27 protein-coding genes are annotated in these 22,525 nt (G+C 68.7%); 13 read left to right on the forward strand and 14 right to left on the reverse strand.

What is annotated here, in order from left to right; genetic code table 11:
• The first annotated feature begins 101 nt into the window (after positions 1–101).
• From metG to rnfB, 3 genes are read left to right on the forward strand one after another with little or no spacing between them, the layout of a single operon-like run.
• A complete protein-coding gene (gene metG, locus BAY15_RS13740; RefSeq protein ID WP_068853579.1) occupies positions 102–2,180 on the forward strand; it encodes a methionine--tRNA ligase in 2,079 nt (692 codons plus the stop codon).
• 20 nt (positions 2,181–2,200) lie between these two features.
• A complete protein-coding gene (locus tag BAY15_RS13745) occupies positions 2,201–2,791 on the forward strand; it encodes an HAD family hydrolase (RefSeq protein ID WP_068853580.1) in 591 nt (196 codons plus the stop codon).
• Between the two features lie 25 nt (positions 2,792–2,816).
• Positions 2,817–3,245 (forward strand): Rnf electron transport complex subunit RnfB, encoded by a 429-nt coding sequence (gene rnfB, locus BAY15_RS13750; RefSeq protein WP_068853581.1) that lies wholly within the window; start codon positions 2,817–2,819, stop codon positions 3,243–3,245.
• On the opposite strand, the gene BAY15_RS13755 is transcribed toward rnfB, so the two are convergent.
• Complete coding sequence (locus BAY15_RS13755) at positions 3,226–3,573, reverse strand: RidA family protein (RefSeq protein WP_068853582.1); 348 nt, start codon at positions 3,571–3,573, stop codon at positions 3,226–3,228. The genes rnfB and BAY15_RS13755 overlap by 20 nt on opposite strands.
• Positions 3,574–3,768: 195 nt before the next feature.
• Between BAY15_RS13755 and mprF the strand changes: the two genes are divergently transcribed.
• On the forward strand, positions 3,769–6,327 hold the full coding sequence (gene mprF, locus BAY15_RS13760) for a bifunctional lysylphosphatidylglycerol flippase/synthetase MprF (protein WP_068853583.1): 2,559 nt from the start codon (positions 3,769–3,771) through the stop codon (positions 6,325–6,327).
• An 8-nt stretch (positions 6,328–6,335) separates the two neighbouring features.
• On the opposite strand, the gene BAY15_RS13765 is transcribed toward mprF, so the two are convergent.
• The 5 genes from BAY15_RS13765 to BAY15_RS13785 all read right to left on the reverse strand — a co-directional run bounded on the left by BAY15_RS13765 (position 6,336) and on the right by BAY15_RS13785 (position 10,736).
• The gene (locus BAY15_RS13765) at positions 6,336–7,673 is read right to left on the reverse strand and encodes a hypothetical protein (protein WP_068853584.1); all 1,338 of its coding nucleotides are present in this window, start codon (positions 7,671–7,673) and stop codon (positions 6,336–6,338) included.
• Positions 7,674–7,840: 167 nt separating this feature from the next.
• Positions 7,841–9,193 (reverse strand): virulence factor family protein, encoded by a 1,353-nt coding sequence (locus BAY15_RS13770; RefSeq protein ID WP_068853585.1) that lies wholly within the window; start codon positions 9,191–9,193, stop codon positions 7,841–7,843.
• Positions 9,194–9,233: 40 nt separating this feature from the next.
• On the reverse strand, positions 9,234–9,884 hold the full coding sequence (locus BAY15_RS13775; RefSeq protein WP_068853586.1) for a DUF998 domain-containing protein: 651 nt from the start codon (positions 9,882–9,884) through the stop codon (positions 9,234–9,236).
• 12 nt (positions 9,885–9,896) lie between these two features.
• Positions 9,897–10,088 carry an oxidoreductase-like domain-containing protein gene (locus BAY15_RS13780; protein WP_068853587.1) on the reverse strand — a complete coding sequence of 64 codons (192 nt, stop codon included), beginning with the start codon at positions 10,086–10,088 and terminating at the stop codon, positions 9,897–9,899.
• A 45-nt stretch (positions 10,089–10,133) separates the two neighbouring features.
• Positions 10,134–10,736 carry an HD domain-containing protein gene (locus BAY15_RS13785; protein WP_068853588.1) on the reverse strand — a complete coding sequence of 201 codons (603 nt, stop codon included), beginning with the start codon at positions 10,734–10,736 and terminating at the stop codon, positions 10,134–10,136.
• A gap of 139 nt (positions 10,737–10,875) precedes the next feature.
• On the opposite strand from BAY15_RS13785, the gene BAY15_RS13790 reads away from it, so the two are divergent.
• A complete protein-coding gene (locus tag BAY15_RS13790) occupies positions 10,876–12,012 on the forward strand; it encodes a tetratricopeptide repeat protein (protein ID WP_068853589.1) in 1,137 nt (378 codons plus the stop codon).
• Between the two features lie 45 nt (positions 12,013–12,057).
• Here BAY15_RS13790 and BAY15_RS13795 read toward each other — a convergent pair whose 3' ends face one another.
• Positions 12,058–12,393, reverse strand: a complete 336-nt coding sequence (locus tag BAY15_RS13795; RefSeq protein WP_068853590.1) for a zinc ribbon domain-containing protein YjdM — start codon at positions 12,391–12,393, stop codon at positions 12,058–12,060.
• 117 nt (positions 12,394–12,510) lie between these two features.
• Here BAY15_RS13795 and BAY15_RS13800 point away from each other — a divergent pair, with 117 nt between their 5' ends.
• From BAY15_RS13800 to BAY15_RS13810, 3 genes are all read left to right on the forward strand, one after another.
• Complete coding sequence (locus tag BAY15_RS13800; RefSeq protein WP_068853591.1) at positions 12,511–13,866, forward strand: Hsp70 family protein; 1,356 nt, start codon at positions 12,511–12,513, stop codon at positions 13,864–13,866.
• Positions 13,867–14,198: 332 nt separating this feature from the next.
• A complete protein-coding gene (locus BAY15_RS13805) occupies positions 14,199–14,447 on the forward strand; it encodes a YkgJ family cysteine cluster protein (protein WP_335743694.1) in 249 nt (82 codons plus the stop codon).
• Between the two features lie 11 nt (positions 14,448–14,458).
• Positions 14,459–14,638, forward strand: coding sequence for a hypothetical protein (locus BAY15_RS13810; protein ID WP_068853593.1), 180 nt, complete (start codon positions 14,459–14,461; stop codon positions 14,636–14,638).
• A 46-nt stretch (positions 14,639–14,684) separates the two neighbouring features.
• On the opposite strand, the gene BAY15_RS13815 is transcribed toward BAY15_RS13810, so the two are convergent.
• From BAY15_RS13815 to BAY15_RS13825, 3 genes are read right to left on the reverse strand one after another with little or no spacing between them, the layout of a single operon-like run.
• A complete protein-coding gene (locus tag BAY15_RS13815) occupies positions 14,685–15,569 on the reverse strand; it encodes a DUF4097 family beta strand repeat-containing protein (protein WP_068853594.1) in 885 nt (294 codons plus the stop codon).
• An 11-nt stretch (positions 15,570–15,580) separates the two neighbouring features.
• On the reverse strand, positions 15,581–16,081 hold the full coding sequence (locus BAY15_RS13820; protein ID WP_068853595.1) for a hypothetical protein: 501 nt from the start codon (positions 16,079–16,081) through the stop codon (positions 15,581–15,583).
• Positions 16,078–16,662, reverse strand: a complete 585-nt coding sequence (locus tag BAY15_RS13825; RefSeq protein ID WP_068853596.1) for an RNA polymerase sigma factor — start codon at positions 16,660–16,662, stop codon at positions 16,078–16,080. Before BAY15_RS13825 ends, BAY15_RS13820 begins: the two co-directional genes overlap by 4 nt.
• Before the next feature lie 101 nt (positions 16,663–16,763).
• Here BAY15_RS13825 and BAY15_RS19235 point away from each other — a divergent pair, with 101 nt between their 5' ends.
• Positions 16,764–16,952 carry a hypothetical protein gene (locus tag BAY15_RS19235; protein WP_157771752.1) on the forward strand — a complete coding sequence of 63 codons (189 nt, stop codon included), beginning with the start codon at positions 16,764–16,766 and terminating at the stop codon, positions 16,950–16,952.
• A 43-nt stretch (positions 16,953–16,995) separates the two neighbouring features.
• Positions 16,996–17,577 (forward strand): mechanosensitive ion channel family protein, encoded by a 582-nt coding sequence (locus BAY15_RS13830; RefSeq protein WP_068853597.1) that lies wholly within the window; start codon positions 16,996–16,998, stop codon positions 17,575–17,577.
• A gap of 7 nt (positions 17,578–17,584) precedes the next feature.
• Here BAY15_RS13830 and BAY15_RS13835 read toward each other — a convergent pair whose 3' ends face one another.
• Positions 17,585–17,851, reverse strand: coding sequence for a DksA/TraR family C4-type zinc finger protein (locus BAY15_RS13835; RefSeq protein ID WP_068853598.1), 267 nt, complete (start codon positions 17,849–17,851; stop codon positions 17,585–17,587).
• A gap of 109 nt (positions 17,852–17,960) precedes the next feature.
• Positions 17,961–18,521 (reverse strand): DUF2058 domain-containing protein, encoded by a 561-nt coding sequence (locus tag BAY15_RS13840; RefSeq protein ID WP_068853599.1) that lies wholly within the window; start codon positions 18,519–18,521, stop codon positions 17,961–17,963.
• Positions 18,522–18,568: 47 nt separating this feature from the next.
• Between BAY15_RS13840 and BAY15_RS13845 the strand changes: the two genes are divergently transcribed.
• Positions 18,569–19,066: a M48 family metallopeptidase gene (locus tag BAY15_RS13845; protein ID WP_068853600.1), complete on the forward strand. Its 498-nt coding sequence runs from the start codon at positions 18,569–18,571 to the stop codon at positions 19,064–19,066.
• Between the two features lie 3 nt (positions 19,067–19,069).
• Here BAY15_RS13845 and BAY15_RS13850 read toward each other — a convergent pair whose 3' ends face one another.
• The gene (locus BAY15_RS13850) at positions 19,070–19,381 is read right to left on the reverse strand and encodes an AzlD domain-containing protein (protein WP_068853601.1); all 312 of its coding nucleotides are present in this window, start codon (positions 19,379–19,381) and stop codon (positions 19,070–19,072) included.
• The gene (locus BAY15_RS13855) at positions 19,378–20,097 is read right to left on the reverse strand and encodes an AzlC family ABC transporter permease (RefSeq protein ID WP_068854727.1); all 720 of its coding nucleotides are present in this window, start codon (positions 20,095–20,097) and stop codon (positions 19,378–19,380) included. The genes BAY15_RS13850 and BAY15_RS13855 overlap by 4 nt, the downstream gene beginning before the upstream one ends.
• 107 nt (positions 20,098–20,204) lie before the next feature.
• On the opposite strand from BAY15_RS13855, the gene BAY15_RS13860 reads away from it, so the two are divergent.
• Positions 20,205–20,915, forward strand: a complete 711-nt coding sequence (locus BAY15_RS13860) for an rRNA pseudouridine synthase (RefSeq protein WP_068853602.1) — start codon at positions 20,205–20,207, stop codon at positions 20,913–20,915.
• Complete coding sequence (locus BAY15_RS13865) at positions 20,882–22,504, forward strand: phospholipase D family protein (RefSeq protein ID WP_237334265.1); 1,623 nt, start codon at positions 20,882–20,884, stop codon at positions 22,502–22,504. Before BAY15_RS13860 ends, BAY15_RS13865 begins: the two co-directional genes overlap by 34 nt.
• Positions 22,505–22,525: the final 21 nt, after the last annotated feature.

The raw sequence follows: 22,525 nt of genomic DNA on the forward strand, positions 1-22,525 counted from the left end.
CAGATCAACGACATGGGGCTGGCGCGGGATGACCGCGCCGGCCCTTCGTCTTTCCGGGGAGCATGCGATAATCCCGCGTTCCCCCCGCACCCGCGCAGATCATGACCCGCACCGCTCTTGTCACCACCGCACTGCCCTACGCCAACGGCCCGCTGCACCTGGGCCATCTGGTCGGCTACATCCAGGCTGATATCTGGGTGCGCGCGCGGCGAATGAGCGGCGGCAAGACCTGGTTCGTATGCGCCGACGACACCCACGGCACCCCGATCATGCTGGCGGCCGAAAAGGCCGGCGTGACCCCGGAAGCGTTCATCGCCAACATCCAGGCCAGCCACGAGCGCGATTTCGCCGCCTTCGGCGTTGCGTTCGATCATTACGACTCGACCAACTCGGCCGGCAACAAGGCCCTGACCGAGGCGTTCTACCTCAAGCTCGAGGCGGAAGGCCACATCACGCGCCGTTCGGTGGCCCAGTTCTACGACCCGGCCAAGGGCATGTTCCTGCCCGACCGCTACATCAAGGGCATCTGCCCCAACTGCGGCACGCCTGACCAGTACGGCGACAACTGCGAAGTGTGCGGCGCCACCTACGCCCCCACCGACCTGAAGGACCCGCGCTCGGTCATTTCCGGCGCCACGCCGGAAATCCGCGATTCGGAGCACTTCTTCTTCGAGGTCGGCCGTTTCGAAAGCTTCCTGCGCGAATGGCTGGCCGGCGATGTCGCCCTGCCCGGGGTGAAGGCCAAGCTGGGCGAGTGGCTCAATGCCGAAGGCGGCCTGCGCGCGTGGGACATTTCCCGCGATGCGCCCTACTTCGGCTTCCAGATCCCGGGCCACCCGGGCAAGTACTTCTACGTGTGGCTGGATGCGCCGATCGGCTACCTGTCCAGCTTCCAGGCGCTGTGCGCGAAGAACGGCGAGGATTTCGACGCGCACCTGCGCGCCGGCACCAGCACCGAACTGCACCACTTCATCGGCAAGGACATCGTCAATTTCCACGGCCTGTTCTGGCCGGCGGTGCTGCACGGCACCGGCCACCGCGCGCCGACCCGCCTGCACGTCAACGGCTACCTCACCGTGGACGGCGCCAAGATGTCAAAGTCGCGCGGTACGTTCGTCATGGCCCGCACCTTCCTGGATGCCGGGCTGGAGCCGGAAGCACTGCGTTATTACTTCGCGGCCAAGTCCTCCGGCGGCGTCGACGATCTCGACCTGAACCTGGGCGACTTCATCGCGCGCGTGAACGCCGACCTGGTCGGCAAGTTCGTCAACCTGGCCAGCCGCTGCGCCGGTTTCATCAGCAAGCGCTTCGACGGCCGCCTGGCCGACGCGCTGCCCGATGCTGCGCAGTACGACCGCTTCGTGGCCGCGCTGGCGCCGGTGCGCGAGGCGTACGAGCGCAATGATCCGGCTGCCGCGCTGCGCCTGACCATGGCGCTGGCCGACGAGGCCAACCGTTACATCGACGAGCAGAAACCGTGGGTGATCGCCAAGCAGGAGGGCGCCGACGCGCAGCTGCAGTCGGTGTGCACCCAGGGCCTGAACCTGTTCCGCGTGCTGGTCACCGCGCTCAAGCCGGTGCTGCCGGCTACTGCCGCGCAGGCCGAAACATTCCTGGCCGCCCCAGTGCTGCGCTGGACCGACATCGCCTCGCCGCTGCTGGCCCACACCATCGCCGTGTACAGCCCGCTGTTCACCCGTATCGACCCGAAAATGATTGACGCCATGACCGACGCTTCCAAAGACACCCTCGCCGCCCCCGCACCTGCAGCCCCGGCCAAGCCCGCCAAGCCGGCGGCGCCTGCTGCCGCGCCGGCCGCCGCTCCCGCTGCGGCGGCGGAAGGCCCGGCGTATATCGGTATCGACGATTTCGCCAAGCTGGACCTGCGCATCGGCAAGGTGCTGGCCTGCGAGTTCGTCGAAGGCTCGGACAAGCTGCTGCGCTTCGAACTGGATGCCGGTGAGCTGGGCAAGCGCCAGATCTTCTCCGGTATCCGTGCCAGCTATGGCGAACCCGAAGCGCTGGTCGGCCGCAGCGTGGTGTTCATCGCCAACCTGGCCCCGCGCAAGATGCGCTTCGGCGTGAGCGAAGGCATGATCCTGTCGGCGGGCTTCGACGGTGGCGCGCTGGCGCTGCTCGATGCCGACAGCACCGCGCTGCCGGGCATGCCGGTTCGCTGATGCCTGCCGGGAGGGCGTAGATGGAATTGGCCCTTGTCGACTTCGATCACACCGTCACCGACTGCGATACGTACGCGCGTTTCCTGCGCCGGGTGGCCACGCCCGAGCAGTTGGCCCAGGCGTGGTGGAAGGTGGGTCCGTGGCTGTTGGCCTATCGGTTGAAGTTGATTTCCGCCGAGCGCATCCGTGCGCGCGTGACCGGGTTGACCCTGCGCGACCGCCACGCCGACGACATCGCCACCCTGGCGGCCGGGTTCTCCCGCGAGGTGCTGCCCGAGGTGGTGCGCCCGCAGATGCTGGAGCAGATCCGCTGGCACCTGCAGCAGCGGCATACGGTGGTGATCGTGTCCGGTTCGCTGGACCTGTACCTGCGCCCGTGGTGCGAGGCGCTGGGGCTGGACCTGATCTGCAACCGGCTGGAAAGCCAGGATGGCCGCCTGACCGGGCGTTATGCCGAGGGTGACTGCGCGCCGCACAAGGCCGACCGCATCCGGGCGCGCTATGACCTGTCGCGTTACGTGCGCATCCATGCCTACGGCGACAGCCGCGAAGACCGGCCGATGCTCGCATTGGCGCAGGAACGCTGGTACCGCGGAAAACCCCTGAAATGAAGCTCCCGCGCAGCCGACGCCACGCATGACATCGCCTTCCCTGCCCCTGGTCGAACGCCTTGACCGCCTGCTGCCGCAGACCCAATGCGGGCAGTGCGGCTACGACGGCTGCCGCCCGTACGCCGAGGCGATGGCGCGTGGCGAGGCAGGCGTGGACCACTGCCCGCCCGGAGGTGATGAAGGCGCGCGCGCGCTGGCACGCGTGCTGGAAGTGCCGGCGCTGCCGTTCGACCGCAGCCGCGGCGAGCACAAGCCCGCGCAGGTCGCGCGGGTGATCGAGGCCGACTGCATCGGCTGCACCAAGTGCATCCAGGCGTGTCCGGTGGATGCGATCGTGGGCGGCGCCAGGTACATGCACGCCGTCATCGCCGATCTGTGTACCGGTTGCGAATTGTGCATTCCACCGTGTCCGGTGGACTGCATTGAACTGGTGCTTACGGCAACGCAGCCGTAATCACGATCTCCACTTTCCAGCTCGGGTCGGCCAGCTTGGCTTCCACCGTCGCACGCGCCGGGGTCATGCCCGCCACCACCCATTCGTCCCACGCGGCGTTCATGCCGGCGAAATCACCGATGTCGGCCAGGTAGACTTCCGCGCGCAGCACGTGCTGCTTGTCGCTGGCCACCAGCGCCAGCAGCTTGTCGATCTCGGCCAGCACCTGGCGGGTCTGGCCGGTGATGTCCTGGCTGGTGTCTTCGGGGATCTGCCCGGACAGGTAAGCGACCTTGTTGTGCACGGTCATTTCGGACATACGCGGACCGACGTCGAAACGTTCCAACATGGCGATGGCTCCTCTGTGATGGTCCAGGCATTGTCGCCGAAGCGGGGTCACGCTGTCGTTGCGGCCGATCCAAGCAGCCACAGCGCGCACAGCCACCCGGCTTGGCAAGTCCCCGGCGGAAGCGCACGATGCGCCGGCGAGGCACGCTGGCGTGCTTTGACCTCTTCATCGCCTGCCCCGGAGCACGCTGTACCGATGACCGATCCTGCACCTGCCCCCTCGTCCCGCGTCGGCTGGCGCCGCGCGGCGACCGTCGTCTTCAGCCTGGGCATCCTGGCGCTGGCCCTGCGTGGCCTGGCCAACGAATTCGACGACCACGGCTATCGCGCCATCCGTGAGGCCTTCCACCAGCTGGGCGCTGGCCAGATCGCATTGACCGTCATCCTGGGCTTGGCCAGCTACGCCTGCCTGATCGGATTTGACGCGATAGGCCTGCGTCGCAGCGGCAAGCGCCTGCACCCGGCACGGGTGGGCATCACCGCCTTCCTCGCCCACACCCTGGGGCAGACGCTCGGCTTTGCGGCACTGACCGGCGGTGCGGTGCGCCTGCGCGGCTATGGCGGCGCCGGGCTGAGCCTGGCCGAGATCGGCCAGGTGGTACTGATGAGCACGCTGGGCTTCGTGTTCGGCGCCTGGCTGCTGTTGGCGCTGGCCTTCCTGCTGGAACCGGGCGCCGCCGCACTCGCATTGCCCGTGTCGGCGCAGGCCGTACGCATGCTGGGCGCGGCAGGCCTGCTCGCCTACGTGGGCACGGTGCTGCTGGTCGGGCGCGAGGGCCGCAGCTTCCAGATCCGCGGGCACGCGCTGTGGCTGCCCGATCGCCGCACGATGCTGGGCGTGACCGCGCTCAGCGTGGTGGAGCTGGTGCTGGCCAGCGCGGCGTTCTACGTGCTGCTGCCGATGGATACCCCGACCGGGCTGCCCGGGTTTGTCGGCCTGTATCTGGTGGCCGTGCTGGCCGGACTGATTTCCAGCGTGCCGGCCGGGTTGGGCGTGTTCGAGTGGAGCCTGCTCAAGCTGCTGCCGCAGGTGGCGCCTGCTGCGGTGCTTGCAGCGGCCCTGATCTATCGGGTCACCTACTACGTGTTGCCGCTGTTGCTGGCCACCGTGCTGGCCGTGGCGCCGGCACTTCGCCGTCCACTGCGCGTGGGTGCCGGCGCTACCCGCGCGGGTTGGACCGCGCTGCGGCCCTGGCTGCCGCAGATCATCGCGCTGGCGGTGTTCAGCGTGGGCGCCGCGCTGGTGATCGACGGCACCCTGCCCACCCCGCGCCGGCACCTGCTGCATGCCTCGCTGCCGATCCTGGAAACCTCGCACCTGCTCGGCAGCCTGGCCGGCGTGGTGCTGCTGCTGATCGGCCAGGGCCTGCAGCGGCGCAGCCATGCGGCCTGGATGCTGGCGTTGGCGATCTGCGTGATCGCGCCGCTGCCGATCTGGCTGCGCGGCGGGCAGGTGCTGATCGCGCTGGCCTCGGTGCTGGTGGCGATGGCGCTGTGGGCGTCGCGTCGCGAGTTCTACCGGCAGGGCGCGCTGCTCGACGAAGCGTGGTCGTGGCCGTGGATCCGCAACCTGGGTCTGGTGCTGGTGGCGGTGATCTGGCTGCTGTTCTTCGTCTACAGCCATGTCGAATACCAGAACGAGCTGTGGTGGCAATTCGCCGCGCAGGGCAACGCACCGCGTGCGCTGCGCGCACTGCTGGTGGTAGCAATCGCGTTGGCCATCTTCGGCCTGGCGCGGCTGCTGCACAGCACCCGCACGCCCCTGCCGGCAGCCGACCCGGCCACGCTCGACGCGCTGGCGCCGATCCTGCAGGCGGCGCAGGACACCCAGGCCTGCCTGGTGCTCACCGCCGACAAGGCCGTACTGCGCGACGATGCTGGGCGCGGCTTCGTGATGATGCAGCGCTACGGCGGTTCGCTGATCGCGATGGGCGATCCGGTCGGGCCCCCGGACGTCGCACGCGCCTTGATCTGGCGCTTCCGCGAGGAGGCGGATCGCCTCGGCCTGCGCCCGGTGTTCTACCAGGTGGGCGAAGCGTACTGGCAGACCTACCTCGACCTGGGGCTGACCCTGGTGAAACTGGGCGAGGAAGCGATGGTGCCGCTGCAGGACTTCGGGCTGGAGGGACGCGAACGCGCCGACCTGCGCCAGGCCTGGAACCGGGGCAAGCGCAGCGGCCTCAGCTTCCGCGTTGCACCGCCCGACGAGGTTGCCGCGTTGATTCCCGCACTGGCCGAGGTATCGCAGCAGTGGCTGGACGACAAGGCCGGCGACGAGAAAGGGTTTTCGCTGGGCAGTTTCGATCTGGACTACCTGGTGCGCTTCCCGGTGGCCGTGGTCGAGGCCGAGGGCCGCATCGTCGCCTTCGCCAACCTGTGGCAGGCACCGGCCGGGCACGAGCTGTCGGTGGACCTGATGCGGCACGTCGACGATGCACCGAAAGGCACGATGGATTTCCTGTTCATCGAGCTGTTCCTGTGGGGGCGCGCGCAGGGCTTCCACCGTTTCTCGCTGGGCATGGCGCCGCTGTCGGGCCTGGCCCAGCACCGCCTGGCCGGCCGCTGGAACCGCTTTGCCAACGTGGTCGCACGGCACGGCGAGCGCTTCTACGGCTTCAGCGGGCTGCGCCGCTTCAAATCCAAGTTCGCGCCGCAGTGGCGCGCACGTTATCTGGCGGCGCCGGGCGGCATGCACCTGCCAGCGGCGCTGCTGGATGCGACACGGTTGATCTCACTGGCGCCGCGGAAGACGTAACGCGGCAGTCAGGACCCGGGCTTCATCTGCGCGAACGCCGCAGTGAAGCCGGCAATGCTCTCGCTGCCGTGCACGGCGTTCAGCGCCTGCTCGGCCAAGGCACGCTCCTCCCATATCCACGCGAGCTTGGGGTCTTCGCCCAGCTCGCGCCACACGGACTCGAGCCCCTCGACGGCCGGTTGCGCGCCGTCGAACAAGGCCTGCGCGTAATCCAGGCTCGCAGGGCGCCAGGTGAGGTAGGCCACTGCACGCTGCGACAGCGGGATGCCGGCAACCGCGTCGGGCAGGAAGTACCGCGCGCTGGCAGGCCAGGTGGGCTGGACGTCCGGCGCATCCCCTGGCGCTGCCGCCAGCCGCTTGAGCGACTCCCCGCTGACCTGCAGTTTGCCCTTTCCGCCGACGTCCACCGAACGCTTGTCGCCGCCCAGGGTAAACGCGTAGGCCCTGTCCTGCTGCGCGCGGGCGGCCATTTCCACCACCGCGTTGCGGAGCTTCAGGCAATCCGCGCCGATCGCGGTCGCGCCACCGGCCTTGGTTTCACCCACCAGCACCACGTCGTTGCCGTGCATCAGCAGGAAATCGAGCTCTCCCTTGACGTGCCTGCTCTCCGCCGGGCGCAGCGCAGGCGGGACGTTGGCACCACGGACGATGCGATAGCCCGGATCCTCACTGGAAGCGGTCGCCTCGTTCATTGCGTTGCAGAGCTGTGTCAGTGCGGTGCCGACGCGATCTTCCACGTCCCGCCCGCGCGCGCCGCCTCCGCTCCGGGACTGATGCGTTGCCCGCTGCGCCAGATATTCGTTCACGCTGGCCTCCCGTTCCAGTTCCTGCTTTTCGGCCAGCACGTCCGCATGCGGCGCGAAGTCGGCCGCGATTTTTTCGCCCAGCGCGCAGGCGCCTGCCGTCACGTTGGCCCACTCGCCCGTGCCTGCCCGGGCATCGTCCACGGCGGCGGCGAGCGCTTCCAGGTGTGTCTTTCTGGCTGGATCCGGTTCGCGCTCGATGCGCGCAGGATGCGCGAGGTTCCTCAACTTCTTCGCGGCCTGCAGCGCGGCCTCGCATTCCGGGGAAGCCACAAGCAGGCGATAGTCCTTCACCTTGGGAAAACGATGCTGCAGGATCGCCTTGCGCAGGTCGACGTCATTGTCCCTGACCAACCGCTCCAGCGTTTCCTTCAAGCCTGCGCAGAACTGCTCGCGGGTGGAGGCGTTACGGTCGCCCGCGCGCCAGAGCGACAGGGCGTCGGCCATCTTCTGCGCGGAAGACCCATCTCCCGCCCGGGGCGCCGAGCGGTCATCGGCCATCAGCGCGTACAAGCGCCGCTCGATGGGCGCATTGGAGATCATCGCGGGCGCCTGAAGGCGTCCCACCGAAGGCCGCTCATCGGACACCTCGACAGGCGGAGACTGGCGCGTCGGCGCAACGGATGAAACTGGAAACACTCAACACCCCACGCAGGAAGATCCGCGTGGATGGTGTACGCAACGGAGATGACGCGGCTTCCATGATTCCATCAACGCGCCGGCAGGTGCTCAAGCAGCGTCTTCGCCAAGCGGTCGTAGTCGCCCTTGAAATGGTGGTCGCCCGGCAGCGCAATCACCGTGGCGCCGCCCTTTGGCAGCTCCGGGCACAGTGCATCGCCATCGTCCTCGCCGTACAGGCACACCGTCCGGTCTGCCGGCAACCGGGCGATCTCCGGGGCAATGGGCAGGCCATCCGCGCCGCCGCCCAGCCAGTTGCTGACGTGGAATTCGTAGTCCGCCTTGCGCCCTACCGACATCAGGCCGATCAATGCGATCGACCCGCGCGTGGCCGGGTCGAGCTGGTTGATGGCCGCTGGCAGGACATCAGCGCCCTGCGAGAAGCCCACCAGCAGCAGCCGCTTGCGCTGCCACTGGCTGCCGTAATGGCGTGCGATGCGTTCCAGGTCGCGGGCGAAGCCTTCCGGCGTGCGCGCCGTCCAGAAATAGCGCAGCGAATCCAGGCCGACCACCGAAATGCCGTTTTCGCTGAGCGCGGCGGCCACATCCTTGTCCAGCCCCGCCCAGCCGCCGTCGCCGGAAACGAAGATGGCCAGGGTGTCGCCGCCTTTCTGCGCGGGTACTTCCACCACCGGCAAGCCGTTGAGGCCATCCGGCGGCGGCGCCAGGCTGACACCCTTCTGCGCCCCGATCACATTGGCGGCTGCCAGCAGTCCGGGCAGGTCATCGCCCCGCGCGGTGCGTTGGAACTGCCGCCCCATTGCCACCTTGTGCACGAACGCTGTGGCGTCACCTGCCGTGCACTTGTGGTCACCGGCGGCGTTCAACCAGGGAAACGCCAGCTCCGCCGGCTGCAGGCGGCCATGGCTGACACCGGCGCCGCACACCGCGCGCTCGCGCGCCTGGTCGGGGCAGAACCCGGTGGTGATCAAGCCGGCGAAGACCTGCGTATCGGCCTGCGCCGCCACTGCATAGGCCAGCTCGGCGCCGCTGCCATCGCCGCCGATCAGCGGCAGGTGGTAACCGGGCACGTGCAGGTACGCCTGGAACCAGCGCGAAAAATTCTCCACGTCGCCTGCGCCAAAGCTGCACTTGCCGCCCCCTTCGTGGGCCAGACCGGTGCGCAGCCGGGCCACATCGACCTGGGCCACCAGGGCGCCCTGCGCGCGCAGGGCTTCGATGCGCTCGCGCGTGCGCTGGGGTTCGCTGCCACCATCGAACCAGACCACCACGCGTTGCGGGTGGCCTTCCGGCGCGTGGATCGGGACGTCGTTGAAGCGCCCGTGGCTGACCTGCTGCGGCGCCGCCGGGGCCGCTGCGGCCCCCATCATCGACACCAGGCCCAGCACCACTCCCAGTCCCCTGCCCACACTGGCTCGCCGCATCGTCACGCATCCCGGAAAAGTCGCCCCACGATACGCCTTTTTATTTTCGTGCAGCCTCTTCACGTCGCGCCTGCCGCCACAGCTGCAGCGCGGCCACGAACAACCACAGCACCACTGCGGCGATCACCAGCTTCTGCCCGGCCCCACGCGGCGGGCCCCGCCACAGCACGTGCAGCCACAGCAGCGCGAAACACAGCCAGGCCCACCACCACGCGGCGCTGGCCCAGCGCGCCCACTGCGGGTCGGCACGCAGGTACCAGCTCTGCAGCAGCATCGCCACGCTTACGCACAGGAACGCGGTGTTGGCCGCCAGGCCATGGACCAACGGGGCCAGCAGCGGCGCCTGCCCGGGCAGCCAGCTGTCGCCGATGGCCACGCCCATCAGCCCCAGTCCCGCCACGCAGAACAGCAGCGGCGCCGCCGCACTGCGCCGCGGCGAGCGGCTGGCGGCGTGCAGTGACCAGGCCAGCAGCATGATCGCCACGGCCAGTACGCAGTAGGCGGTCCGCAGCGCAAGGCCCCAGGGGCCGTGCAGGTACACGCTCAGCGTGGCCTGCACCCAGTCAAGGTCCTGGCGCACCCATTGGGTCCACAACGCGGTCAGCACGAACCCCGCCAGCGCCAGCAGCGTCAGTGCAGCCACGTGGGCGTGGGCAGGCAACCGTGCAGGGGTATGGGCCGGTCGATCCATCGCGATCGGTGCTCAGGGCGCGGCGTCGGGGTGGCGCAGCCGCCAGGCCGCGAGGGCGGCGCGATAGCGCTGCAGCTCGTCGCTGTACAGGTCCAGCACACACAGCGGGCAGCCGCTGCCGCAGCACTCGTTGGGGCCGGGTTCTTCCGGCGGTTGCGGGCGCGGATCTGGATCGGGCGTGGCGGATGGGAGGGGAACGGGCATGGCGTGAGCGACGGATTTCAACCGGTGCAGTGTAATCGACCGCTGTCAGTGCCCGAGTCGCCGACGCAGGTTGGCCCGCGCCGGCGCATCCAGGCGCTGGTGGAAGAAGTCGCTCAGGAAGATGCGCGGGCTGCGCAGCAGGTGCTTGAGGAACCGCCGCCGGTTGAGCCGGAACAGGAAGCCCGGCACATGCCCGGCGTACTCCTCGGCGATGCCACGGTCGTAGGCATCGAACACGTCGGGCGGCGCGCCCAGGATGGCCATGTCGCAGTCCAGGAACAAGGCCGCTTCGGGGTCAACGTCGGCGGCGCCCAGGGTGCCATGGCGCGCGGTCAGCAGGATCAGCTGTTCGATCCGGGCCACATCCACGCCGGCGCCCGGCAGCCAGCGCTCCACCTGCGCACGTGCCAGCGCGGCTGAGCGGGTTTCGTTGTCGTTGCGCCCGGCTTCGTAGATCGCATCGTGGTACAGCGCGGCCAGCTGCACTTCGCGCGGGTGCGCCCAGCCAGGGCCCTCCGCCACCGCCTGGCAGTGCAGCAGCACCGCGCGCACGTGAGGGTAGCCGTGATAGGCCCGCGGGGGCGTGGCGTAGGCGGCTTCCAGGTCGGCCTGCATGGCCGCCGGCAATGAAAGCGGGGAGAAGGTCATGGCGGCATCATTGGCCGGTCCCGCGGCGGATGGCAAGGGCGGTGGCTGGTGCAACAGGCCGACAAGCGGTGCGCCGGCTGCCGGGCGTCGGCCTAGACTGCAGGAACGAAGGCTTCGTCATGCCCGCGAGGTGACCGCGATGAACGGCTGGAAATCCCTTGCCCTGTTGGCCCTGTTGGCCGCCGCACCGACGCCGGTGCTGGCCGCGCCTGCGGATACCGCTGCCACGCAGGCCCCGGCGGTCGAACCCATCCCCTCTCCCCAGCAGATCCTGGCCATTCCGCCGGATCTTCGCGCGTTGCTGCAGGAACGGGTGATCGCCCCGGTCAGTTCGCGCGAACAACGGCTGGTGCGCTTGGTGCACCTGATCTTCGACGAAGACGCGATGCACCTGGAGTACGACCCGTACGCCACCCACACCCTGGCCGAAACCTGGAAAACCCACCGCGCCAACTGCCTGTCCTTCACCCTGATGTTCGTCACCCTGGCGCGCGCGGCGGGCATCGATGCCCGGGTACAGGAGGTGGCGCAGGTGGTCACCTGGCACCAGGACCAGGGCGTGATCTACAACGTGGGCCACGTCAACGTGGGGCTCAACCTCAACGGTCGCACCGCCGTGGTCGACCTGGACCGCAACGTGCTGTATGACCGCTACGGGCCGCGCCCGATCACCGAGCAGCGCGCCCTGGCGCACTTCTACAACAACCGCGGCGCCGAACACATGGCCGAGGGAGACACCGCGCAGGCGCGCGTGTACCTGGACGCCGCGCTGGCGATGGCACCGGCCTTCCCTGCCGGCTGGAACAACCTGGGCGTGCTTGATACCCGCGAAGGCCGCCTGGACCAGGCCCGGAAGGATTACGAACAGGCCCTGCAGCTGCAACCGCGGCATGCGGCGGCGCTGACCAATGCCAGCGCCTTGTATCGCAGGCTGGGCGATGCGCGCCGCGCTGACGTGCTGGCCAAGCGGCTGGAACAGGTGCAGAAAAGCGATCCCTTCGCGCAGTTCCGGTTCGGCAACGAAGCCGAACAGCGTCACGACTATGCGAAGGCCATCCAGTACTACCAGCAGGCGGTGCGCCTGTACAGCAGTGCGCACCAGTTCCATTTCGGGCTGGCACGCGCCTACTTCCTGGCCGGCAACACCCGCCGCGCCTCGCTTGCAATGCTGCGTGCCCGCGACCTGGCCGGCGAAGATGCCGACGTGCTGCGGGCGACCTACCAGGCCAAGCTGGACAGCCTGCAGAAATGGCGGGAACGCACGGCCAGCAATTGAATGGCGGCGTGCCGCCGCTGATCCGTAACGACCAACGGTCGTTACCTACGCTTTTTTCAAAAAACAGGTCTTCAGGACCAGGCCCTTGATCTTGTCCGAGTTGCCTTCGATGTGCTCGGCATCGTCTTCGACCAAGCGGATGTTGCGGATCACGGTGCCCTGCTTGAGCGGGATCGACGAGCCCTTGACCTTCAGGTCCTTGATCACGGTGACGGTGTCGCCGCTGGCCAGCGTGTTGCCGTTGCTGTCACGCACGACCAGGCCCTGGCCGCCTTCATCGCCGGCCGCCCACTCATGGCCGCAGTCGGCGCAGATCCACAGCGCGCCATCGGCATAGGTGTTTTCCAGGGTGCATTGCGGGCAGGCGGGTGCGGCGGACATGATGAAGCCTTCAGGTTCGGAACAACCCCCATTGTAACCGCCCGGCCCGGGCAGGCCTTGCACCGGCGGCCCGCTTGCCGCACAGTGCGCGCCCCCTGACCTCCGGCCCGGCCCCGCATGAAAATCGGCATCGACTTTGGCACCAGCAACTCCGCCGCCGCCGCCGTGGTGGACGGCCGGGTCGTGCCGATCCGGTTTGGCGAGGCCGAACAGTTCCGCACCACGGTGTACTTCCCCGAGGTAATGCGCGATCCCAACGACTTCGAACTGACCCCGGCGCTGGAGCACGAACTGGCCCGGTTGATCGACGCGGCCGCGCGCGACGCCCGCGCCGCCGGCCAGGAACGCGCGCCGGATGCGCTGCGCCGCGAGGCCCTGCGCGTGGTGCGCCGGCAGTGGATGGAAGAGCAGATGCGCGCGCCGCTGAGCTCGACCAAGCTGCTGCAGAACGCGGTGTACGGGGACGAGGCGCTGGAAGCCTACTTCGAGGAGAACGAAGGCAACCTGGTGCAGAGCCCGAAATCGATGCTGGGCTACAACCTGCACCCGCGCGCGCGCCAGACCATCACCGGTATCGCCACGCACATCCTGGAGCACATCCGGCTGACCGCATCGCGCCAGCTCGACGCGCCGGTGCGCACCGCCACGCTGGGCCGCCCGGTGCAGTTCCGCAGCTCGATCGGCGCGGCCGGCAACGACCAGGCGCTGGATATCCTGCACACCGCCGCGATCGCCGCGGGTTTCGACAGCGTCGATTTCCTGGAGGAGCCGGCTGCCGCAGCCATGCATTACCACGCCGAAAGCGCGCAGGAACATGACGCGGTGGTGGTCGACATCGGCGGCGGCACCACCGATGTGGCGCATGCGCGGGTGGGCGGCGTACAGGCCCCGAAGATCCATCGCGCGTGGGGTATCGCGCGCGGCGGTACCGATATCGACCTGGCCTTGAGCCTCGGCGCCTACATGCCGCTGTTCGGCCGCGGCCACAGCCGCGTGCCGGCGCACCACTACGTGGAGGCCGCGATGGTGCAGGACATGACCCGCCAGCGCGATTTCCGCCAGCACAACTATCGCGAGGCCGAGGCGCCGTGGGGCGCGCGCCTGCAGGCGCTGCAGGACACCGGCAACACCGCACGCCTGTACCGCGAGGTGGAGCGCTGCAAGATCGCCCTGAGCAGCGCGCCAGAGCACACCAGTGCGCTGGACTTCATCGAACGCGACCTGGGGGTGGACGTCGACCCGTCCCGGCTGGAAGCGGCGGCCGGCAGCTACCTGGGCGAACTGACCGGGTTGCTGGAACAGGTCCGCGCCGATATCGGGCACGACCCGGCGGCGATCTTCCTGACCGGCGGCATGTCACGCGCGGGCTATCTGCAGACGGCGGTGGCCGCTGCCTTCCCCGGCTCGACGCTGGTGCGCGGCAACCCCTCGTTCGGCGTGGTGCACGGCCTGGCGTGGGCCGCCGCAGGCTGAGCCTGCGGCCGCGAAGTCCCGTGGGACAAGGGTTTCCGGCCGTGGAACCCTCGCATTAACAAAACGTTACGCCGAAAGCGCTATCATCTTTCGGCTTCGATGCGCAATGCGCATGTCGTACCCAGCCTCGAAGAGGCCACCATCCTCGCCGATACCGCCGCCGTCCGGATCCGTCCGCGGCGCTGGGATCGTCTATCGCTGTGATCCGGCTCGTTCCCAGCATGCAGCACCCCGAGCCGCCAAGAGAGATTCGATTGGGCGAAATCGCCAAGGCCGATCCCATCGACTGCCGCCGCTGCGACGCAGTCTGTTGCCGGCTGTCGGTCACCGTCATGCCTGACGACGCGGTACCCGGCTACCTGCTGGATACCGACGAAGCGGGCCGCACCGTGATGGCGCGCAACGACGAAGGTTGGTGTGCCGCGATCGACCCCTATCACCTGCGCTGCACCATTTATTCGCAGCGTCCCGCGATCTGCCGCCAGTTTGCGATGGGCGGCGATGACTGCCGCCTCGTGCGGCAGGACTACCGTCGACAACAGCACGATGCGTCGACGATTTTTTCCACGCTACACCCATGACAGGAGCATCCATGGCCCGTTCGCCAAAGACCTCCCCCAAGGCAGGCAACACCGTTCGCGTTGACCGCAAGCAGGGTTCCAACACCGCACTGAGCAGCGCCAGCATCGCTGCCGATCTGGCTGCGTTCCGCAAGAGCGGCGGCAAGATCGAAGTACTGGGCAACACCCTGGCGCTGAAAAAGGCCGGCTGACGCCGCTGCCGTCCGCACCGGCCCCTGGCCGGTGCGGGGGCCGCACTCAGCGGCCGCCCAGCGAGACCCGCACGTTGCCCGAATGGGCATTGATCGAAATATCGCCGTCACCCCCGCCCAGGCGCGTGTCCAGGCTGCGACCCGGGCCATAACGCGGCCGTTCCACCTGGCCGGCATCGGACTGGATGTCGCCACTGAAGGTCTTCACGGCCAGCTGCGCCGAGACCCTGGCCGGCAGGCGCAGGGCGATCGACCCGCTCACCGTCTGCAACGTCACCTTGCCACCCGGCGCCAGGCCGGACGCTGCCACGGTGAGGTTGCCGGAGACCGCTTCGGCGGCCAGGCGCTGCACCTGCGCCGTGTCCAGGCGGATGCTGCCCGATACCGTTTCCGCCGAGACCTCACCGCCCATGCCGCCGCCGGCCTGGATCGAACCGCTGACCGCACGCAGTGCCATGCGCTGGCTCTGCACCTGCGCGCGGATATCGCCGCTGACGGTACTCAGGTTGGCTTCGGCCGTTCGCCCGGCGGCCGAGACATCGCCACTTACCGCATTGGCCTGCAGGCGGCGCAGGTCGACCTCGGCCACGTCGATGTCGGCGCTTACCGTGCCCAGCTGCACTTCCACCGAGCGCGGCACCCGCAGCTCCAGCGTGGCGCCACCATTGTTGCCGTTGCGCGGGTAGATCACTTCCCAGCGCACCCGGTTGGTGCTCTTGTCCTGCTGCAGGCGCAGGCCATCGGCCATGCTGCCGGTCAACGCCACTTCATTGCGGTCCCAGCCCCGCACGGTGACCTTGCCGGCGATGTTGCTCACTTCCACGCGCCCACCCGCGGCCAGCGGATGGCGCTCGTCGACGCGGGTGGCGGCCTGCGCGGCCAGGGGCAGCAGCACGGCCAGGGCTGCGGTGAAACGCACGGTGTTTCGCATGGGACTCTCCTTCAGGATGGCAGGCCAGCGGCGTTGACGGCCTGCTGGGTAAGTTCAAGGCGCAGCGCGTAGGTGCGCTGCAGCTGGGTAAGCAGGTAACCCGAGCGCGGGTTTTCGGCGATGGCCGCGCGGATGTACACGGCACTGGTATCCAGTTCGTGCAGCGCCGGCTGCCAGTCCGCGCCGATCGGGGCCGCCGGCAGCGTGGCCATCGCCTGCTGGTACGCGGCGGCGATCACGTCGGCCTGCCGTTGCAGGGGCGATGGGCGCGGCGTGGGCGGTGTGGAGGTGGGTACCACCACCAGCACCGCCAGCGCGGCGGCCAGGCCCAGGCCGATGCGCAGCGACCAACGGCGCGCACGCGGTGCGGGCGCAGAGACTGGCAGCGCAGCCACGCGCGGCGGAAGCTGCGCAGCGATGCGCTGCCAGGCATCCGCTGGCGGCAATCGTTCGGCGGGCAGCGCGCGCAGGCGCGACTGCAGATCGGAATCGAGGTCGTGGTTGTCGTTCATGCCGGTTCTCCCAGGCGCGCGCGCAACAGGCCGCGCGCGCGGTGCAACTGTGCCTTGGAACTGCCCACCGCCATCTGCAGCTGGTCGGCAATCTCCTGGTGTTTCCATCCTTCGATATCGTGCAGCACCAGCACCGCCCGGGCGCGCGGCGGCAGGGTCTCCAGCGCGCGCTCCAGGTCCAGGCTGGTCCCCGCGCAGCGATCCACTGCCGGCACTGCCGCCAGCAGGTCCCAGCCTTCTTCGCCGCTGTCGCCCGCGTCGCGGGCGGCATTGGCGCGAATCTCCATCAGTGCCGCGTTTACCCCCAGCCGGTGCAGCCAGGTACCCAGGCTGCTGTCGAAGCGGAACCCCGGCAGTGCGCGCCAGGCCTGCAGGAACGCTTCCTGGAGGGCATCCTCGGCACGCGCGGCATGACCGCCGCACAGCCGCCACAACACCGCATACAGGCGCGGCGCGTGCCGATGGTAGATGCGCTCGTAGGCGGCGGTGTCGCCGGCCACCGCCGCCCGCACCCACGCCCACTCGTCGGTGGAATCGGCGTCGTTGGCAGCGCGGAGGGCGGGCATGGTCGTATCGAGCATATCCCTTGGATGCGGGGTCGATCGAAAAGGTTTAAACCTTTCCGGCACCCGCGGCATCCAATCTCCTGTCACCACGCCGGGCGTGGTCCCAGGAGTCGCCCATGTCCCCCAGTTGCCTTGCCCTTCTGCTGTCGCTGGCCAGCGCTTGCACCCTGCCGGGAAGCCCGGTGACGCTGCGGGTGGCACTGCCGCCGCAACCGGACCTGTGCGTGCAGTACCAGGACCATGCGCCGCTGTGCGTTTCAACGCTGGTCGGTGTGCTGGCGCAGCCGGACACGGCCCGGCTCTAGCGCGCGGGGTAAACTGACGCTCCCACGTCGACCCCCGGTTTCCATGAAAGACCACCTGCCCGCCTGGACCCATGAGTGGCTGCAGTACGGGGCGCCTGCCCTGAAAATCCTGCTGACCCTGCTGGTGGCGTGGCTGCTGCGGCTGATCGCGCGCCGGCTGCTGCGCCGCGTGGGCGAGCACTACACGCTGCCACCGGAGATGGTGATGGGCGCGCGCCGGGTGTTCACGTTCGTGGTGTATTTCACCGTGCTGCTGGTGGTGCTGCAGATCATCGGCGTGCAGGCCAGCGTGCTGTGGACCGCGTTCACCGGCTTTGCTGCAGTGGGCGCGGTGGCATTCTTTGCCGCGTGGAGCGTGCTCTCCAACATCTTCTGCACCCTGCTGATCTTCACCACCCGCCCGTTCCGGCTGCACGACTACATCGAGGTGCTGGAGAACGGCGAGAAGCCCGGACTGAAGGGCCGCGTCATCGACGTCAACCTGATCTACACCACCCTGCAGGAAAACAGCGGCGGCCACGAAGGCACGGTGCTGCAGATTCCCAACAACATGTTCTTCCAGCGCACGGTGCGCCGCTGGCGTGATCCGTCGCAGGCGCCGGGCGGCATCCAGGGCGACGGGTGATCCGGCGTCAGCGCAGCTGACTGTCCTTGCTGCCCCGGCGGTTGTACATGCCTGCATCCTGCTGCGCGGCATCCTCGGCCTCCTGGCAGCGCACGCACAGGCGCACGCCGGGCACGGCACGGCGCCGCGCTTCGGGTATGGGCGCTTCGCATTCCTCGCAATGGGTCAGCCCGGGACCGTGGCGCAGCTGCGCGCGGGCGCGCTGGATCGCGTCATCCACGGTCGCGTCGATCTGGTCCTGGACGGCGCCGTCGCCTGCCCACCCTGTGGCCATGCCGCATCTCCCATACCGTTGCCGGAGCGCCAGCATAGATCCGGCCGGGCGACGTCGGTTTACGGCCGGCTGAACATCCCCCGCTTCCAGTGAACCGTTCAGCCCGGCATCACCAGATCAGGTCGTCGGGCACCTGGAACTGCGCGTAGTAGGCATCGTCCTCGGCATTGCCGGTGCTGGGCTCGGCGGATGCGGCGCGATCCTTGCCGTTGTCGAGCACGATCACGGCCGGATCGCGTTCACGGATCTTGTCGGCGGCCGCACGCGGCACCAGCTCGAAGCCCTCGCCCAGCCGCACGATCACCAAGCTGCCCACGGCCAGCTGGCGGCGCAGCATCTCGTTGACCAGCATCGTGCGGATCAGGGTGCCGTCGTTGAAGCGGTACTCGCTTTCGCCTTCGCGCTTGACCCGGTTGCTTTCGATGATCTGGCGCACCTGGGCCTGCAGCTCCTGCAGGCGGTTCTTTTCCTTGCGCTCGGCTTCCAGCGCGCGGTCGCGCTCGGCTTTTTCCGCCCGCAGGCGCTCGGCTTCGCGCTGGCTGTCGGTGGGCGCCAACGGGGCCTTGCCGTGGCGGGCCTTCACCTGCTCGCGTGCGGCCTGGGACACCTGGGATTTCTTGACCAGCCCGGCCTTGAGCAGCTGTTCCTGCAGGGGATTTGCCTTCGCCATTGCCTTTGCATCTGTTGGTGCGGGATTCCAGGCGTCATCATAGCGGCATGACCGCCCTGAAGTACCTTGCCGGCTACCCCGACGCCCTGCAGCAGCAGGTGCGCGAGCTGATCGCGGCCGATCGGCTGGGCCCCTGGCTGGAGCGCCGCTATGCCGAGCTGCACACGGTGCGCAACGACCGTCAGCTGTATGACTACACCCAGGCACTGAAGGAGCGCTACCTTCGCCAGTCGGTGCCGTTGTCCAAGGTGATCTACGACAGCCGCCTGCAGGTGCTCAAGCACGCACTGGGCACCCATACCACCGTGTCGCGGGTGCAGGGCAGCCGGCTCAAGGCCAGCCGCGAGATCCGCATTGCCAGCGTGTTCCGCGAGGCACCTGCCCCGTTCCTGAAGATGATCGTGGTCCACGAACTGGCGCACCTGAAGGAATCGGACCACAACAAGGCGTTCTACCAGCTGTGCACCCACATGGAAGCGGACTACCACCAGCTGGAGTTCGACCTGCGCCTGTACCTGACCCACCTGGAGCGGCCCAGCGGCTGACGCTCAGCCGATACCGGCCCAGCGCAGCGCGGCGGCCGCCGCCGCACCCAGCACCACCACGGCCAGAAATGGCAGGCGCAGCAACAACGCCACGGCCGCCACGGCCAGCGCGGCCAGGCGGGCATCCAGCGCCACCGACGCACCGGCAGCCACCGCATTCATGGCGGTCAGCGACGCCAGCAGGCCGATCGTGAGCGTGCCGGCCACGCGGGTCATGCGCGGTGACTCCAGCCAGCGCGCCGGCACCAGCCACCCGGCCAGCTTGATCGCATAGGCCGCCACGCAGCCCAGCAGCAACCATGCCCACAGGCTCATACGCGCTCCCCCGGCGAACGCGGCTCAACGTCCGGCTCCAGCCCTTCATCGCGTGGACCGGGCACGAACGCGCCCCACACTGCCGCCACTGTTGCCGCCAGCAGGATCGGAATGCCCGGTGGCACCCAGGGCAGCGCCAGCACCGTGACCAGCGCGGCCACGATTGCGATGGCCACCGCATCACGCTGGCGCAGCCGGGGCCACAGCAACGCCAGGAACGCCGCCACTGCGGCACCGTCCAGGCCCCACCGGCGCGGATCGCCCAGCGCGTCGCCGGCGATGGCGCCGACGGCGGTGAACAGGTTCCAGAGCAGGAACACGCCGACGCCGGCGGTCCAGAACCCGCGCCGCTGCTCCAGCGGCATGGTCTGGCTGGACGCGGTGGCGGCCGATTCGTCGATGGTGATCTGCGCACCCACCCCGCGCCGCCAGCCGCGCAGCCCGAGCATCCGGTTCATCTGCATGCCGTATACCGCGTTGCGCACGCCGAGCAGCGTGGCGGCGGTGAACGCGGCGGAGCCGGCACCGCCGCCCGCGATCACGCCGATGAACGCAAACTGCGAGCCGCCGGTGAACATCAACAGGCTCAGCGCCTGCGCCTGCCACGGGCTCAGCCCGGCCGCCACCGCCAGCGCACCAAAGGAAATGCCATACAGGCCGGTAGCCACGGCAATGGAAAGGCCGACTTTCACGGCAGGGGACGCACGCCAGTTCATCATCGGATCATGCCAGCAGCGGGGCGGGGCCGCAGCCCTGTCACGCGCAGCCCCGGCCCCGAGCCAGTACACTCCCCGCCCGCGTCCCGCTTTGTGCTGCCTGCCTGATGACCGATCCGATCCGACTCGACAAACACCTGACCCGCCTGATCGGCTGCTCCCGGGGCGACGCCCAGCGCTTCATCGAGGGGGGCTGGGTGACGGTCAACGGTGTGGTGGTCGAACAACCGCAGGCGATGGTCACCGATGAGGTGGTGGTGCTGCGCGAGAACGCCGAGGCGACCCGCGCCGAGACGGTCAGCATGCTGCTGCACAAACCGGCCGGCATGCGCGCTGATGAATTGTGCGCGCTGGTCACGCGGGAGACCCGCAGCGAACTGGACGCCACCGGCGTGGCCCTGCTGCAGCGGCACTTCCACGCGCTGCAGCTGGTGATGCCGCTGGCCGATGAAGACAGCGGCCTGGTGGTGGTCAGCCAGGACGGCCGCGTGGTGTCGCATCTGAAGGACCGCGGCGCGACGCTGGAGCAGGAATACCTGGTCGAGGTCAGCGGCGAGCTGGTGCCCTACGGCATGAAGCGGCTTGCGCACGGCCTGAGCTTCCGCAACTGGCCGTTGCCGCCGTGCAAGGTCAGCTGGCAGAACGAAACCCGGCTGCGCTTTGCGATCAAGCCGGTGGCCCCCGGCCAGCTGCGCGACATGTGCCGGCAGGTCGGGCTGGAGGTCATCAGCGTGCGTCGCCTGCGCATCGGCCGGGTGGCGATGGGCAAGCTGGCCCCGGGCCAGTGGCGCTACCTGGCGCCGGACGAACGCTTCTGATCCGCGCACGCAACCCGCAGAAGCCACTGTGGCGCCGCGTGCTGCGCGGCGCGGGCATCCTGCTGGCGATCGTGATCCTGCTGGTGCTCAGCGGGCTGCTGCTGGGCGACCACCTCACGCCCAAGGCGATGGGACCGCGCAGCAGCGTGCTGCCGCTGCAGCCGGCACAGAGCGCGATTGATCGCGAGGTGGTGCGCCTGCAGGCCGAGCACCCGGACCAGTCCGGCGTGGCGTTCCTGTCCGAAGGGCTGGACGCGTACGCCGCGCGCGCCGTGATCACCCGCCATGCCGCCCGCAGCCTGGACCTGCAGTACTACATCTGGAAGGACGACCTGATCGGCCACCTGATGGCGCAGGAGCTGTACCAGGCCGCCGAACGTGGCGTGCGCGTGCGCCTGCTGCTGGATGACATGAACGCGCAGGACAAGGATGCGTTGATGATGGCGCTCGATGAGCACCCCAACATCGAGCTCCGCCTCTACAACCCGTTCCGCAACCGCGATGGACTGTGGCGGCTGGTGGAGATGGTGCAGCGCTTCTTCAGCGTCAACCACCGCATGCACAACAAACAGTGGATCGCCGATGGCCGGGTGGCCATCGTCGGCGGACGCAACATCGGCGAGGAATACTTCAGCGCGCGCAGCGATGTGAACTTCCGCGACCTGGACCTGATCGTGGCCGGCAAGGCGGTGCAGCAGGCCAATACGATCTTCGATGCGTACTGGAACAGCGACGCGGCGGTACCCGTGGCCGCCCTCGCCTTCCACACCCCGGCCCAGCTGCGCCTGCTGATGCTTGAATCGGCACATGAGGCCAAGCTGGCGGCCGCCCGACCCTATCTTGAGCGCGTCGAGCGTTCGCCGGCAGCGCGTTCGTTCTACACCGATGCGGTAGACCTGCACTGGTCGCCGGGCGTGGAGATCGTGTCCGATCCGGCGATGAAGCACCGCCGCGACGACCCCGCCAACTGGCTGGTCACCCGCCTGGTGCGCGAACTTGAGGCCACCCGCCACAAAGCGCTGTTGATCTCGCCCTACTTCGTGCCGGGCGAGGAAGGCACGCGCGGGATGGCCGCGATGGTGCAGCGCGGCGCCTACGTGGGCGTGGTCACCAACTCACTGGCCGCCAATGACGTGGCGGCCGTGCACAGCGGCTACATGCATTACCGCGCACCGCTGCTGCGCGATGGGGTGCACCTGTACGAACTGCGATCGCGCGGCGCGGGTGGCGGCAGCGGCGGCCTGTTCGGCAGCAGCGGCGCCAGCCTGCATACCAAGGCCTTCATGATCGATGACCAGCGTGGCTTCGTAGGCTCGTTCAACCTGGACCCCCGCTCTGCCTACCTCAACACGGAGATGGGGGTGCTGTTTGATGATCGGGAACTGGCCGCACAGCTGCGCGCGGAATACCTGCGCCTGGCCGATCCGAAGCAGAGCTATTGGGTGACGCTGGGTGCCGATGACCAGGTGTGTTGGCTGGATCGGGCCGAACAGCCCCCACAATTGCTGGATCGAGAGCCGGACACCTCGTTCTGGCAGCGCGCCAGCGCCCGCGTCATCAGCTGGTTGCCCTTGGAGTCCCAACTTTAGGAGCAGCCACGCAGGGCGTGG

Origin of the sequence: Stenotrophomonas rhizophila, from assembly GCF_001704155.1 — a bacterium.
Classification (GTDB): Bacteria; Pseudomonadota; Gammaproteobacteria; order Xanthomonadales; family Xanthomonadaceae; genus Stenotrophomonas; species Stenotrophomonas rhizophila_A.

Coding starts and splice junctions, on each gene's coding strand:
- BAY15_RS13780 (WP_068853587.1), bottom strand. CDS start 10,088: ATGCCCGTTCCCCTCCCATCCGCCACGCCCGATCCAGATCCGCGCCCG.
- mprF (WP_068853583.1), top strand. CDS start 3,769: ATGACCGATCCTGCACCTGCCCCCTCGTCCCGCGTCGGCTGGCGCCGC.
- BAY15_RS13765 (WP_068853584.1), bottom strand. CDS start 7,673: ATGATCTCCAATGCGCCCATCGAGCGGCGCTTGTACGCGCTGATGGCC.
- metG (WP_068853579.1), top strand. CDS start 102: ATGACCCGCACCGCTCTTGTCACCACCGCACTGCCCTACGCCAACGGC.
- BAY15_RS13850 (WP_068853601.1), bottom strand. CDS start 19,381: ATGAGCCTGTGGGCATGGTTGCTGCTGGGCTGCGTGGCGGCCTATGCG.
- BAY15_RS13860 (WP_068853602.1), top strand. CDS start 20,205: ATGACCGATCCGATCCGACTCGACAAACACCTGACCCGCCTGATCGGC.
- BAY15_RS13830 (WP_068853597.1), top strand. CDS start 16,996: ATGAAAGACCACCTGCCCGCCTGGACCCATGAGTGGCTGCAGTACGGG.
- BAY15_RS13855 (WP_068854727.1), bottom strand. CDS start 20,097: ATGAACTGGCGTGCGTCCCCTGCCGTGAAAGTCGGCCTTTCCATTGCC.
- BAY15_RS13775 (WP_068853586.1), bottom strand. CDS start 9,884: ATGGATCGACCGGCCCATACCCCTGCACGGTTGCCTGCCCACGCCCAC.
- BAY15_RS13815 (WP_068853594.1), bottom strand. CDS start 15,569: ATGCGAAACACCGTGCGTTTCACCGCAGCCCTGGCCGTGCTGCTGCCC.
- BAY15_RS19235 (WP_157771752.1), top strand. CDS start 16,764: ATGTCCCCCAGTTGCCTTGCCCTTCTGCTGTCGCTGGCCAGCGCTTGC.
- BAY15_RS13845 (WP_068853600.1), top strand. CDS start 18,569: ATGACCGCCCTGAAGTACCTTGCCGGCTACCCCGACGCCCTGCAGCAG.
- BAY15_RS13745 (WP_068853580.1), top strand. CDS start 2,201: ATGGAATTGGCCCTTGTCGACTTCGATCACACCGTCACCGACTGCGAT.
- BAY15_RS13840 (WP_068853599.1), bottom strand. CDS start 18,521: ATGGCGAAGGCAAATCCCCTGCAGGAACAGCTGCTCAAGGCCGGGCTG.
- BAY15_RS13785 (WP_068853588.1), bottom strand. CDS start 10,736: ATGACCTTCTCCCCGCTTTCATTGCCGGCGGCCATGCAGGCCGACCTG.
- BAY15_RS13755 (WP_068853582.1), bottom strand. CDS start 3,573: ATGTTGGAACGTTTCGACGTCGGTCCGCGTATGTCCGAAATGACCGTG.
- BAY15_RS13790 (WP_068853589.1), top strand. CDS start 10,876: ATGAACGGCTGGAAATCCCTTGCCCTGTTGGCCCTGTTGGCCGCCGCA.
- BAY15_RS13770 (WP_068853585.1), bottom strand. CDS start 9,193: ATGCGGCGAGCCAGTGTGGGCAGGGGACTGGGAGTGGTGCTGGGCCTG.
- BAY15_RS13825 (WP_068853596.1), bottom strand. CDS start 16,662: ATGCTCGATACGACCATGCCCGCCCTCCGCGCTGCCAACGACGCCGAT.
- BAY15_RS13810 (WP_068853593.1), top strand. CDS start 14,459: ATGGCCCGTTCGCCAAAGACCTCCCCCAAGGCAGGCAACACCGTTCGC.
- BAY15_RS13800 (WP_068853591.1), top strand. CDS start 12,511: ATGAAAATCGGCATCGACTTTGGCACCAGCAACTCCGCCGCCGCCGCC.
- rnfB (WP_068853581.1), top strand. CDS start 2,817: ATGACATCGCCTTCCCTGCCCCTGGTCGAACGCCTTGACCGCCTGCTG.
- BAY15_RS13820 (WP_068853595.1), bottom strand. CDS start 16,081: ATGAACGACAACCACGACCTCGATTCCGATCTGCAGTCGCGCCTGCGC.
- BAY15_RS13805 (WP_335743694.1), top strand. CDS start 14,199: ATGCCTGACGACGCGGTACCCGGCTACCTGCTGGATACCGACGAAGCG.
- BAY15_RS13835 (WP_068853598.1), bottom strand. CDS start 17,851: ATGGCCACAGGGTGGGCAGGCGACGGCGCCGTCCAGGACCAGATCGAC.
- BAY15_RS13795 (WP_068853590.1), bottom strand. CDS start 12,393: ATGTCCGCCGCACCCGCCTGCCCGCAATGCACCCTGGAAAACACCTAT.